This is a genomic window from Micromonospora sp. WMMD975 (assembly GCF_029581215.1).
In the GTDB taxonomy this organism is placed as follows: Bacteria; Actinomycetota; Actinomycetes; order Mycobacteriales; family Micromonosporaceae; genus Micromonospora.
This window is the reverse complement of sequence record NZ_CP120739.1, coordinates 911258-924339: the sequence shown is the minus strand read 5'-3', so window position 1 is coordinate 924339 and position 13082 is coordinate 911258. Positions and strand designations below refer to the sequence as shown.

The window sequence follows — 13082 nt, the reverse complement described above, 5'->3', positions numbered from 1 at the left end:
TCAGCCGGGATCCACGGTCATCGGCGTCGCTGACCCGTCCGGCTTGAAACTGATCAGCAGCGGGCGGTAGCCGGGCGCGGAGGGTTCGACAGCGGCGTCCTCCTTCCGCTTGACCAGGAAGAACTGGTCGCCACTCGGGTCGACGGGCCGGCCGTCGGCGGTGGTCGGCTGCCGGGTACCAAGCGGGATGACCGAGTCGTAGTAGTTGGCGTCGATCCGGGAGGTGCCGTCCGGGAACGTGGTGAGCGTCTGCAACTGGTAGCCCGGGGGAATCGGTTCACCGTCGACGAACAGGCCGGTGGTGTCGTACGTCCGGAACGCCGAGATCGCGGGGATCAGCGGGGTGAGCTGGGCGGGCTCGCCGTCGCCCGGGGCCTCGGCTCGGAAAGCCACGAAGCTGCGGGTCGGCGTGAGCTCGGCGGGCTCCTCCTCGACCCGGAAGGCCACCACCGCGTGTGCGGGAGTGAGCGGAACCGGGTCCTGCGCGTCCCCGTCGGGTCCGGCCGCGAACGACGCGGAGAGCGGTGTGAAATCAGCGGCGATCCTGCGTCCGGCTTGGGCCGCGTCCTCGTCCGCCTGCCGATAGCCCTCGCCGCTGACGCGCAGCCCGACGACCGCGTACTCCAGGTAACCCCGGACGCCGAGGATGCTGCCCTCGACGCCGTCCATGGTCGAGTCGAAGCGCTTCTGGAACTGGTTGCCCATGTCGTCGTCGCCCCAGGCGAGCGCGTACCGCGCCCGCAGCAGGCCCAGATGACGGAGGCACTCGTCGTAGCGCTCGATGTGCTGGAGGTAGGTGTCGCCGACCGAGATGACGCCTTCGGGATCGACCCAGAGGGGTCCGTTCGGGTGGTTCACGGCTGTTCCGGGCTGAGGCCGAGCAGGGCGCGGACACCGCTCGTCATCCGGGGTCCGCCGGGCGGCAGGTACATGTCGGGGCCGGCCTCACCGCGTACCATCCTGGCCGCGTCCATGCCCGGTGGCAGCAGCGGCGCGATCAGCTCCGCCGCCTGTTCCATCACCTTCTCCTTCGCCTCGGCGAAGGTCTGCAGGATGGTGGTCTGCAACTCGGTGGGGGTCATCCGCCGGTACGCGCCGGTCGGGAAGGCGATCTCGGTCAGTACGCCGTTCTGCCCGACCGTGACGGTCACCTCGCGTCGGGGCGAGGTGGCGGAGCCCTGCACCTTCCTCATCCGTTCCTGAAGGTCGCTCAGGCTGCTGCGCTGCCGTGCGTACTCCGCGAACAGCTCCTCGACGCGATCGTCCACGTTCACCGGCCGGCCCCCTTCTGCGAGAGATCCAGTACATGGCGGCCGTGCCGACGCCGGAAGGGGCGCGGCGGTTGTCGGGCACGAACGTGCAGGGCTTCTTTCCCTACCGCACGGCCACGGCCCGTTACCGGCCCGGCGCGTGTGGCGTACCGGGGTGAAGTAGGCAGAGTTGCCTGTCATTCGGACATGCGCCCCGCGCGGAGCTTGCCGCGCCGGGGCGATCACCAGGATCTTCGGCACGGCGGACGCCGAGCACATCTGGTTCGACGTCGTCACCCCTCGACGTACGACGAAAGGAGTGTCGTTGTGACCATGCCAACGGTGCAGACCACCGACCCGGGTATGCAGGCGGCGGCCAACGAGTTCGCCAACAAGGCCCAGGAGTTCACCGGTCACCTCCGCAGCGTCAACTCGGAGATGGCCGCGCTCCAGGCGAGTTGGCACGGTACCGCCTCGAACAACTTCAACCAGGCGATGGACAACTGGGAGCGGTCCTTCCAGACCGTCATCAACCAGTTGCTGCACATGCTGGACGTGATGGGCGTCACGACCGCCGGCTACCGGACCGCCGAGGACGACGCGTCGCAGACCGCCCAGTCGTTCGGTTCGGCGCTCCCCGGCGTCTGACCCGTCACCATCTCTGCGAAAGGAACCTCGGTGTCCAACTACCGGTTCGACTTCAACCAGGCCGACGCCACCCTCTACGACATGAACCAGATCAACGGCCGCATCTCGAGCGCGCTCGACGAGATGGAACGCAACGTCGAACGGAGTCTCCAGGAATGGACCGGTGACGCGCGCAGCGCCTATTACGTGGCCAAGGCCGAGTGGCGCAACGCCGCCGGCGCGATGACGGTCCACCTTGAGCGGGCCCGACAGACGCTGCTCACGATCTCCGACAACTACGGGACCACCGAGCAGCGGCACTCCAAGATCTGGAACGACGTCCGCGGCGGCTGACCGTCGGCCGGCTGCCGGGTCTGGTGCCCCCGGCAGCCGGCACGCCCCGGGCACCATCTCCTCCGAGTCGGCCGCGCTGGAAAGGTTGTGACGGATGGCTTCCATCGATTTCGGCTATCCCAACGAGAAAGCCATCGACTACATCGGCATCCTGGACAAGTTCAACAACGGTGAGATCGACGGTTTCTCGAAGGAACATCCGGACGGTTGGATCCAGGCGATCATCGACCGGGTTCAGTCGGACATCATGTCGAGCCGGACCAACCACGTCGACTGGTCGGACTACTCGGCGGAGGAGCGGGCCGCCTACGAGTGGTACCGGGACGAGGTCGTCGACAACTGGGACGACGTCGTCAAGGACTTCAAGGACAACGACGTCCCCGACGAGGATTCCGTCGAGTGGGACGAGTTCGGGGAGTCCGACAAGCTCGACATCGACGGGAAGATCGACACGCCGGACGTCAAGGCGTACACCGGGGGCGACAACAAGGACGGCGACCTGAAGGTCAGTACCGAGGCCATCCGATACTTCGCGAACTCCATCGGCGAGCTGTTCGACAACCCGAACGGCAGGGGCGGCAGCCTCATGCTCACGGTGGGCGACAAACTCGGCGACCTGGACGTGCTGCCCGGCAAGTTCGCGGTGGCCGAACTGATGCGACGCAAGATCCACGGTGGCGGCGAGGGCGTCGGGCTGATCGGCGACACCCAGGGCCTGATGGAAAAGATCCACCAGACGCTCTACACCCTGCGCCAGGACCTGCTCACGATGGCGGACTCCTATGAGAAGACCGAGGACGGCAACGCGCGTACCGGCAAGGACTTCGAGGAGAAGACCGCCGAGTTCAACGCGATGACCGAGGAGGAGTTCAGCAAGGCCATGGGTGATTCGTGGGGGAACATCGGCGACATCGGTGACTTCGGCGGCGGCGACTCCTCGGGTTCGGGCGGCAGCGACGGCGACGGGGACGGCTCGGGCAGCGGCGACGGCTCGGGCGACGGAGAGAAGTAGGCACCGCGGGGCATGGCAGACAACGACTCGGACGACTGGACCAACTCCGTCGACAAGCCGGCGACCTTTCCGCCGCCGAACACCTCGGTCGAGGACGTCAACGACCTGGAGACCTGGGCGCGGATGGACCCGCCCGGGTGGCGCCGGATCAAGGCCGCGATCAGGGGCGGCTCGGCGATCGAGAGCGACGCCGGCCGGGAGTACGCCGCGACCCTGGTCAACTACCAGAGCCTGATCGACGCCGCCAACGCGTTCCAGGAGGCGTACAACCTGCTGCACTGGCTGGAGACGTTCGTCAGCGTCCACTCGCATGCCATCGCCGGTGAGGAGAAGCCCTGGCAGGGCACTGCGGCCCGGGCGTTCCTGGCCAAGATGGACTATCTCGGCGACTACCTGGGCAGCCAGGCCGAGCGGTTGCTCGGTGGCGCGGGCATGCCCGAGACGTCGAGCGTGCCATACCAGTTGATGATGAACGCCAGCTACCTCAAGTGGGCGCAGGAGCAGGTCGACTACCTCGACGTGACCTGGGCGCAGATCGCCGCCGCCGACGGCGCCAACCACACGGGCGGCGGCAACGTGGCGATCAGCTCGACCCGGTTCGCCCGGCCGATGACGGACCAGATGCTCCAGGTCGCACAAACACTGGCGAAGCAGTACGCGCGGCTGCGGTACGGCTCCGTCAGCGGACCCGACGGCGACGGCAGCCTCGGACCCGAGCCGCCGACGCCGCCGGCCGAGCCGACCCCACCGCCGGACCCGCCGACCCCACCGCCCGTCGATCCGCCCACGGCCCCGCCGGACCCGCCACCGTACGACCCACCGACGCCGCCGCCGACCGAGTTGCCGCCGACGCCGCCACCGTACGAACCGCCGCCGACCGAGTTGCCGCCTCCGACGGGCGTGGAGCCGCCGCCCGTCGCCGATCCGCCCGACCTTTCCACGGCCGAGATCCCCGACGTGGATCCGCCCGGCGGCCCGGGCGTCGAGCCGCCGGGATCCGGACCCGACGGCCCGGCCCTCGCCCCTCCCGTCGCCTCGAATCCACCCGATGGCCTGCCCGGCCTCAACGACCCGGAATTCAACAGTCGCATCGCCGATCCACCGGGTGTCAGCAATCCACCGGGCCTCGGCGGCGGGCCGGGTGGCGGTGGACCGGGCGGAGTCGTCCCGCCCGTGGTGCCGGCTCCGCCGGGCGGCGGCAACCAGGGCAACGGCAACAACAAGCCGGTGGTCCCACCCGCTCTCCACACCCCGCCGACCAACCCCGGTGGCGGCAACATCAAGCCGGTCGTCCCGCCAGCGGTCAGCGCCCCACCGACCAACCCCGGCGGGACCACGGGCAACGGCAACAACAAGCCGGTCGTCCCACCCGCTCTCCACGCCCCACCGAACGCCCCCGGCGGTGTGGACCTGCCGGGCGCACCCGGCGGCGGCGGCCTGCCCGGCGGGGTCAACCCGCCGGGCGGGGTCAACCCGCCGCCCGTCGGTCAGGCGCCTCCCGGCCTGCCCGTCGGTAGTCCGCCGCCAGGCGCGCCGATGGGACCCATGCCGGGGACACCCGGCTCCCCCGGCGCCGGGCAGGGTGGCGGATCGGCGGCGGAACGTCCCGACGCCGCCGGACTTGTCGAAGGCGACCAGGACGACTGGACCCCGGTCGTCCCCCCGCCGGTCGACCCGTCCGCCCCCGGCGGCGCCAGCCCCGGCGGCATCAGGGAACCCGGGATCAGTCAGCCGCCGGCCGCGGTGGGACCGGGTGGGGTGCCGGTGGCACCGCCGATGCCCGGCTCACCCGGTTCACCGGGTTCTCCCGGTGCGGGCGGCGGCGGGACGCCGGACCGCCCGGATGCGGGCGGACTCGTCGACGGCGATCCGAGCGACTGGACCCCACCCACGGACGAGGTCGGCCTGCCGTCCGCTCCCGGCGGCGCCGCCGCCGGCGGCGCCGGGCTGCGGGATCCGCAGGTGGAACAGCCGCCGGTCGGGGCGCCGCCGGTCGGGCAGCCGCCGGGCGCGGCGGGACCGGGCGGGGTGCCGGTGGCGCCGCCGATGCCCGGTTCGCCCGGCTCACCCGGCACCCCGGGTGCGGGCGGCGGCGGGACGCCGGACCGCCCGGATGCGGGCGGACTCGTCGACGGCGACCCGGACGACTGGACGCCACCCACGGACGAGGTCGGTCCGCCGTCCGCTCCCGACGGTGCCGCCGCCGGGGGCGCCGGTCTGAGGCTCGGCGAACCACAGGTGCCGGCCGTCGTGCCGGTGCCGGTCATCGTGCCGGCGTCCACCGCGCCGGCCGCGACGCGTACCCCGAGGACGCCGTTCCCGTCCGGGCCGACCCCGCCCGGCGGACGGGACCGGGGACCCGCGCCGCGGCCCGAGGCCGACGACCCGGACGTGGTCCCCGGGCCGGAGTGGCGGTCGGAGGACGCTCTCGCCGTACCCGTCGTCGGGGCCGACGCCCCGGTGGGTCCGGTCGCCGCCGTCCCGGCCGTACCCCTCCCGGTTTTCGGCGGCCCGGGGGACGACGACCGGACGCCGGCCGACCGCCCGGACGCGGTCGGGCTGCTCCGCGAGGAGGAACCCACCTGGACCGGGGCCGAGCCTCCGGCGGACGAGGACCGGGTGGTGATCGTGCGGCCCGCCGGAGCGGACGCCGAGACGTCGGCCTGGGACGACTACGGGGACGCGTGGTGGCTGCACGGCGACGTCGAGCGTACGGAACGGACGAGCGATGGCTGACCAGCTCGAACCGACGCCCTTCAAGGCGTGGAAGCGGGAACGGCCGGTGGCGTCGCCCGGCGGCACCCGGCCGGCGATGTGCGGCGGCCCGGAGTACACCGCCGCCCAACGCCTCGACCTGATGCGGGAGAAGCAGCGGGCCATGGACGAGGCGGCCCGCGAGCGGGCGGAGGCCGAGGCGCGCAAGGCCGGCAAGCGTCGCCGGCCGAAGCCGGCCGACGAGGACGACGACTTCCTCGCCGCCGAACGGCTCCGCAAGGACCGGTACGCGGTCAAGCTGCTCCGGCAGGACGACTCGGCCTGGGGCGGCGGCGGGGCTGGCACGGGGGTGCTCGGATGAGCCACGACGGGATGCCGACATGAGCACGGTCACGGTCAAACGCCCGCCCCGCGCGTCCGGGCCGGAAACCCCGGACGGGGAGGTGGAGTTGCAGGAACCGCCACTGATGGCGGAGGAGGCGCCACTCGACTTCCGCTCGTTCGCCATGATCGTGCCGATGGGGCTCGGCATGGGCGCGATGATGGCCATGTTCGGCCTCTACAGCCGGGCCCCGGTGTTGTACGTGATGGGCGGCGCGATGGCCGTCGGCATGCTGGTCATGGGCGTGATGCAGGTCGGCCGGGCGGCGGCCGAGCGCAAGCGCCAGATGCGCGGGGAACGCCGCGACTTCCTGCGGTACATCGCCCAGTTGCGCCGCCAGGCGCGCAAGGCCGCCGAGCAGCAGCGGGCGGCGGTGATCTGGAACAACCCGCAGCCGGACTGGCTCTGGTCGGTGGCGATGAGCAGCCGGCTGTGGGAGCGGCGACCCAGCCACGACGACTTCGCGCGGGTGCGGATCGGGCTCGGCCGGCAGAACGCCATGCTGCGGTTCCTTCCTCCGCAGACCAAGCCGATCGAGGACCTCGAACCGCTCGCCTCCATCTCGTTGCGGCGTTTCTCCGAGGCGTACCGGACGGTCTCCGGCGTACCCACCTCGGTGGGCCTGCGCAGCTTCACGAGCGTCGAGTTCGAGGGGGAAGCCGACGCGGCCGTCGACCTGGTCCGGGCGATGGTGGCCGCGCTCGTCACCCTGCACGCGCCGGACGAGCTGCGGGTGGCGGTGCTGGCGCCGGAGGTCCACCGGGGCCCGTGGAACTGGATCAAGTGGCTGCCGCACAACGCCCACCCGACCGCGTTCGACGCGGCCGGCCCGGTACGGATGTTCGCCGGCGGCCACGAGGAACTGATGGACCTGCTCGGCGCGGAGATCTCCGACCGGGGCGATCACGACCGGGAGTCCCGGCCCTCGTCCACCGAGCCGTTCGTGGTGATCATCGCGCACCTGGCCGACCTGCCGGACAGCTCGCGGCTGCTCGGCGCGGGCATCCGCAACGTCGTGATGCTCGACCTGACCGGCCGGATGCCGGGCGGACCCAAGGTGCTGCGGTTGACCCTGGACGGGGAACAGGTGACGTTCCCCGCCGGGGAGACCACCGGCTCGGCGGCGCGCGACGGGCTCGGCGCCACCGAGTGCGAGGCGCTGGCCCGGATCATCGCCCCCAAGCGGACGAGTGGCACCCTCGACGTGGTCGAGGAGCCGCTGGAGAGCGACTTCGAGTTGACCACGCTGCTCGGCATCCGCGACGCGCACACCTTCGACGTCGCGGCGCTGTGGCGGACCCGCGCGCCGCAGCGCAACCGCCTCACCGTCCCGATCGGTGTCACCGAGGGCGGCGAGGTCATCGGGTTGGACCTGAAGGAGTCCGCGCAGGGCGGGATGGGACCGCACGGGCTACTCATCGGCGCGACCGGATCGGGCAAGAGCGAGCTGCTGCGGACGCTGGTCTGCGCGCTGGCCGCCACGCACTCCTCGGAGATCCTCAACCTGGTGCTCGTGGACTTCAAGGGCGGGGCGACCTTCCTCGGCATGGAGAAGCTGCCGCACACCTCGGCCGTGATCACCAACCTCGCCGACGAGCTGCCGCTGGTGGACCGCATGCAGGACGCGCTCAACGGGGAGATGACCCGCCGCCAGGAGGTGCTGCGGGCCAGCGGGTACGCCTCACTGTTCGACTACGAGAAGGCCCGCGCCGCCGGTGCCCAGTTGATGCCGTTCCCGGTCCTGCTGATCATCGTGGACGAGTTCAGCGAGCTGCTCTCCAGCAAGAGCGAGTTCATGGACCTGTTCGTCTCGATCGGCCGGCTCGGCCGGTCGCTCGGCGTGCACCTGCTGCTCGCCTCGCAGCGGCTGGACGAGGGCCGGATCAACCGGGTCGAGGGCCACCTGTCGTACCGGCTCGCGCTGCGGACCTTCTCCAGCATGGAGTCCCGGTCGGTGATCGGCGTCGGCAAGGCGTACGAGCTGCCGCCCGAGCCGGGCAACGGCTACCTGAAGATCGACACCACGAATCTGGTCCGCTTCAAGTCGGCCTACGTGTCCGGGCCGTACCGGGGCAGCGGGCTGTCCAGCTCGACCGACGAGGACGAACGGATCACCGCCGAGGTCGTCCCGTTCACCACCGGCCAGGTCGCGGTCCGGCACGACCCGGGCCGGGTCCGGACCGCCGACCCGGTCGAGGAGAGCGAGCCGGAGGAGACCGAGAGCACTGCCGGGCCGAGCCTGGTCGAGGTGCTGCTCAACCGGATCGCCGGCACCGGACCGCCGGCCCGCCAGGTGTGGCTGCCGCCGCTGTCGACCGCGCCCAGCCTGGACACGCTGCTGCCGAGCGTCGTGCCGGATCCGCTGCGCGGGATGACGGTGGACGACCCGGGCGCGCAGGGCCGCCTCCGGGTGCCGGTCGGCGTCGTCGACCGGCCCGCCGACCAGCTCCGCGAACTGCTCACCATCGACCTCGGCGGAGCGGACGGGCACGTCGGCATCGCCGGTGCCCCGCAGAGCGGCAAGTCGGCGTTGCTGCGCAGCCTGATCCTCGGGCTGGCGCTCACCAACACCCCGCAGGAGGTGCAGTTCTACGGGCTCGACTTCGGCGGCGGCGGGCTCGCCTCGATCGCCGGGCTGCCGCACATCGGCTCCATCGCGACCCGGATGGAACGCGACCGGGTGGTCCGGACCATCGAGGAGATCTGGCAGGTGATGGAGCGTCGCGAGCACGAGTTCGCCAACCGTGGCCTCGACTCGATCGGCGCCTACCTGGCGGCCCGGGCCCGGGGCGAGATCACCGACGCGTACGGGCACGTGTTCCTGGTCGTCGACGGCTGGTACACGATGAAGCAGGACTTCAGCGACCTGGAGACGCGCTTCCAGGAGCTGGTCTCCCGGGGGCTGTCGTTCGGCATCCACGTGATCGTCTCCACCACCCGCTGGTCGGAGATGCGTACCTGGCTGCGGGACCTGCTCGGCACCCGGCTGGAGCTGCGGCTCGCGGACTCGATGGAGTCCGACGTGGGCTCGCGCAAGGCGGCCACCGTGCCGCACCAGCCGGGCCGGGGCCTGACCAGCGGCGGCCTGCACTTCCTCGGGGCGCTCCCCCGGATGGACGGCAACTCGTCCGTCGACGACCTCGCCGAGGCGACCAAGTCGACGGTCGAGGAGATCAGCACGTTCTGGAGCGGCCCGCCGGCGCCGAGCGTCCGGATGCTTCCCACCCACCTGCCGGTGGAGAGCCTGCCGGTGCCGGAACCGGCCTTCAAGGTGTGCCTGGGCCGCGACGAACAGCGGTTGGCCCCGGTGTGGCACGACTTCCTGACCACCCCGCACCTGCTGGTCCTCGGCGACAACGAGACCGGCAAGTCGAACCTGCTCCGGCTGGTGCTGCGGGCGATCCAGCAGCACTACACGCCGGATCAGGCGAAGGTCGTCCTCGGTGACTCGCGGCGTGACCTCGACACCGCGATCACCGCCGACTACCAGGTCGGGTTCGGCTTCACCGGCGACCGGCTGCACGAGTTGGCCGGGCAGACAAGCGTCTCGATGAACCGTCGCGTGCCCGGGCCGGAGATCTCCTCCGAGCGGATGCGCCGGCGCGACTGGTGGGAGGGGCCGGAGCTGTTCGTCATCGTCGACGACTACGACCTGATGACCCGCTCGGCCGGCGTGGGCTCCGCGCTCGACCCGGTGTTGCCGCTGCTGGCCCAGGGCGTCTCCATCGGACTGCACGTGATCATCGCGCGCAGCACCTCGGGCGCCATGCGGGCCATGATGGATCCGGTCCTGCGCCGGATGTGGGAACTCGGCACCCCGGCCACGCTGCTGTCGTACCCGAAGGAAGAGGGCAAGTTCCTCGGCGAGGCGGCGCCCCGCAGGCTGCCGCCCGGCCGCGCCCAGCTCGTCACCCGGCGCAGCGTGAAGCTGATCCAGACCGGACACGTCTCATGAGGAAGGGACCACAGTGAGCGCCACGCTCAGTGCCGAACTCTGCCGGGTCACCGTGGTCGGTCCGGCCCGCAAGGTCGACCTGGCGGTCCCGGCGACCACCACGGTGGCCACCCTGTTGCCGCTGTTGGTGCAACAGACCACGGAGAGCACCCAGCACCCCGACGCGGGCGTCGGCGACGGGGCGTGGGTGTTGCAGCGCCTCGGCCAGGTCCCGTTCGAGCTGTCCGGCACCCCGGAGAGCCTGGACTGGCTCGAAGGGGAGGAACTGCACCTCCGCCCGGCTGAGGACCCGCTGCCGGAACTGGACTTCGACGACCTCGCCGACGGCATCGCCACCGCCGTCAACCGGCGCACCGACCGCTGGCAGCCCGAGTACCGCCGGGTCCTGTTCCTCCTGCTGTCGGTGGTCCTCATGGGTGCCGTCGCCGCCGTGCTCACCGCGCACGGTCCGGCCCTGCCGCAGGTCGTGGCCGGCGCTGTGCTGGCCGGCGCGCTCCTGGGCGCGGCGCTGTTCTGTGGCCGCCGACTGACCGACGGCGCGTTCTCGCTGCTCTTCGGCGGCGGAGCGGCCGGTTTCGCGGCGGTCGCCGCCGCGAGCGCGGTCGACGGCGATCCGGAGCGCATCGCGGTGACCGGCGCGGCCGTCCTCGCCGCCGCCGTCGCCGTCCTCGCCGTCGCCGCGCTCCTGTTGCTCGCGCACCGGACCGTCGCGCCCCACCTGCCGCTGCCGCCGCTGCTGGTGGCCGGGCTGACCGGCCTGGTCACCGCGGTGATGCTGCTGATGCGCGACGGCAGCGGGATGAGCATGCGACGGGTCGCCGCCGTCGCCATCCTGCTGATCTTCGTGGTGATCGTGCTGGCCCCCCGCATGGCGGTGAAGCTCTCCCGGCTGCGCGGTCCGCAACTGCCCAAGACCAGCGAGGACATGTCGTACGACATCGAGCCCGCCGCCTCCGACCAGGTCCACCGGCGGACCGACGACGCGGACACCTACCTGACCGGCGCGATGGTGACGGCGGCGCTCGTGCTGCCGGCGCTGTTCCACCTCACGATGGGTGTCCGCGGCTGGGCGGGGTGGAGCTTCGTGCTGGTGGTCGCCAGTGCAATCCTGTTGCGCTCGCGTACCTTTCTCGGTCTCTGGCAGCGCTGCCCGCTCGTCGTCGCCGGTACCGTCGGCTACCTCATGGTGATCACGAAGCTCGCCGACATGCTGTCGCCCGCCTGGCGATGGGTGTTGCTCAGCACGCTTGTCGGGCTGCTGGTGCCGCTGGTGCTGGCGGCGCTGCGGCCCTGGCCACGGCGGATGCTGCCGTTCTGGGAGTACACGGCGACCTTCTTCGACGTCGCGACGGGCGTGGCCGTGCTGCCGATCCTGGCGCAGGTCCTCGGCATCTACGCCTGGGCCCGCGGACTCTTCGGGTAGCCCGCCGTGCAGACCCAACGCGACCACGTGCACGCCCACAGCTTCATGACCGGGCGACTGAGTTCGGCGCTCGTCCAGGGTGAGCCGACGAGCGCGCAGATCCCCGGGCAGCGGGCGCTGACCGGCCTGCTGATCGGGATCATCGTGGTGCTCCTGGTCGGCGGCGGGTTCGCCGTCTACGGCTGGATCGTGCCCGGCGGCAGCCGGGCGTACGGGCAGGCCGGGGCGATCCTGGTGGAGAAGGAGTCCGGCGTGCGGTACGTCTACCGCGACGGCGTGCTCTACCCGACGCCGAACCTGACCTCCGCGATGCTGTTGCAGGGTCCGTCCGCCGCGGTGAAGCTCATCTCGCGCAACTCGCTCAAGGACCTGCCGCGCGGTCCGGAGATCGGCATCGCCGACGCGCCGCAGTCCGTTCCCGGCGTCGACGCGCTGGTCCGGGGTCCGTGGTTGGCCTGCCTGCCGGGGTCGGTGGTGGACCGGCCCGGCGCGAAGCTCGGCATGAACCTCGACCCGCGCGCCCCCGCCACGCCGTTGACCGACGACACCTTCGCGGTGGTACGCGGACCGGACCGGGTCACGTACGTGCTCGCCGGGCCGTTCAAGTTCCCGGTGGCGGACGAGTCGGTGCTTGTCGCCCTCGGCGCCGCGAACGCGCGGGTGGCGTTCGCCCCGGCCGCCTGGCTGGACGAGTTGCCGACCGGCGCCACGCTCGGCGCGGCCCGGATCCCCGACGCGGGCACACCTGGACCCCGGGTCGCCGGGCGGGTCCGCCCGGTGGGCACGCTCTTCCGGCAGCAGCCGGCCGCCGGGGCGGAGCAGCTCTTCGTGCTCCGCCCGGACGGGTTGGCGCCCGTCAACCGGATGGAGTTCGTCCTCGCCACGGTGCGCGGCGGCGACGCGCCGGTGACCCTGGACGCGGCAGACGTCGCGGGCGCGCCACGGTCCCGCGACCGTACGCTCGCCGACCGGCTGCCCGACCTGACCGGACACCACTGGCACGACCCCGGCCGCGAGGTGCTCTGCCTGCGGCAACGGCCGTTCAACGAGACGGTGACCAGCGAGATCGTATTCGCCGAGCGGTACGTCGCGGGGATCTTCGACGACGGCACACCCATGGTGGTGGCCGAACCGGGGTCCGGCATGACGGTGACGCCGATACCCAAGGCGCGTCCCGTCGCCGAGACGGTGTTGATCTCGGACGAGGGCATCGCGTACCGGCTCGCCGACGCGGATGCCGTCGCCTCCCTGAAACTCGCCTCATCGGCTGTCGTCCCGTTCCCGAAGGGCCTGCTGGCGGCGATGCCGCAGGGCCCGACGCTCAGCCGTAAGGCCGTCAACGGTCCTGCTAGGGGGTAGCGCGT

General features: G+C 71.8%; 10 protein-coding genes. 8 read left to right on the top strand and 2 right to left on the bottom strand.

The window, feature by feature from the left end; genetic code table 11:
• Complete coding sequence (locus O7613_RS04215) at positions 1 to 858, bottom strand: hypothetical protein (RefSeq protein ID WP_282292207.1); 858 nt, start codon at positions 856 to 858, stop codon at positions 1 to 3.
• Positions 855 to 1274 (bottom strand): YbaB/EbfC family nucleoid-associated protein, encoded by a 420-nt coding sequence (locus O7613_RS04210; RefSeq protein WP_281584107.1) that lies wholly within the window; start codon positions 1272 to 1274, stop codon positions 855 to 857. The genes O7613_RS04215 and O7613_RS04210 overlap by 4 nt, the downstream gene beginning before the upstream one ends.
• 303 nt (positions 1275 to 1577) lie before the next feature.
• Between O7613_RS04210 and O7613_RS04205 the strand changes: the two genes are divergently transcribed.
• The 8 genes from O7613_RS04205 (at position 1578) to eccB (ending at position 13077) form a co-directional block, all read left to right on the top strand.
• Positions 1578 to 1898 carry a WXG100 family type VII secretion target gene (locus O7613_RS04205; protein WP_348651289.1) on the top strand — a complete coding sequence of 107 codons (321 nt, stop codon included), beginning with the start codon at positions 1578 to 1580 and terminating at the stop codon, positions 1896 to 1898.
• A 30-nt stretch (positions 1899 to 1928) separates the two neighbouring features.
• Positions 1929 to 2231, top strand: coding sequence for a WXG100 family type VII secretion target (locus tag O7613_RS04200; protein WP_281584108.1), 303 nt, complete (start codon positions 1929 to 1931; stop codon positions 2229 to 2231).
• A 94-nt stretch (positions 2232 to 2325) separates the two neighbouring features.
• Complete coding sequence (locus O7613_RS04195) at positions 2326 to 3243, top strand: hypothetical protein (protein ID WP_282292204.1); 918 nt, start codon at positions 2326 to 2328, stop codon at positions 3241 to 3243.
• 12 nt (positions 3244 to 3255) lie between these two features.
• The gene (locus tag O7613_RS04190) at positions 3256 to 5979 is read left to right on the top strand and encodes a hypothetical protein (RefSeq protein WP_282292202.1); all 2724 of its coding nucleotides are present in this window, start codon (positions 3256 to 3258) and stop codon (positions 5977 to 5979) included.
• Positions 5972 to 6319 (top strand): hypothetical protein, encoded by a 348-nt coding sequence (locus O7613_RS04185; RefSeq protein ID WP_282292201.1) that lies wholly within the window; start codon positions 5972 to 5974, stop codon positions 6317 to 6319. Before O7613_RS04190 ends, O7613_RS04185 begins: the two co-directional genes overlap by 8 nt.
• A gap of 19 nt (positions 6320 to 6338) precedes the next feature.
• Positions 6339 to 10295, top strand: a complete 3957-nt coding sequence (gene eccCa, locus O7613_RS04180; RefSeq protein WP_282292199.1) for a type VII secretion protein EccCa — start codon at positions 6339 to 6341, stop codon at positions 10293 to 10295.
• Positions 10296 to 10308: 13 nt separating this feature from the next.
• Entirely contained in the window at positions 10309 to 11718 is a 1410-nt protein-coding gene (gene eccD, locus O7613_RS04175) for a type VII secretion integral membrane protein EccD (RefSeq protein WP_282292197.1), read from the top strand.
• A gap of 6 nt (positions 11719 to 11724) precedes the next feature.
• Positions 11725 to 13077, top strand: coding sequence for a type VII secretion protein EccB (eccB, locus tag O7613_RS04170; RefSeq protein WP_282292195.1), 1353 nt, complete (start codon positions 11725 to 11727; stop codon positions 13075 to 13077).
• The last annotated feature ends 5 nt before the right edge of the window (positions 13078 to 13082 follow it).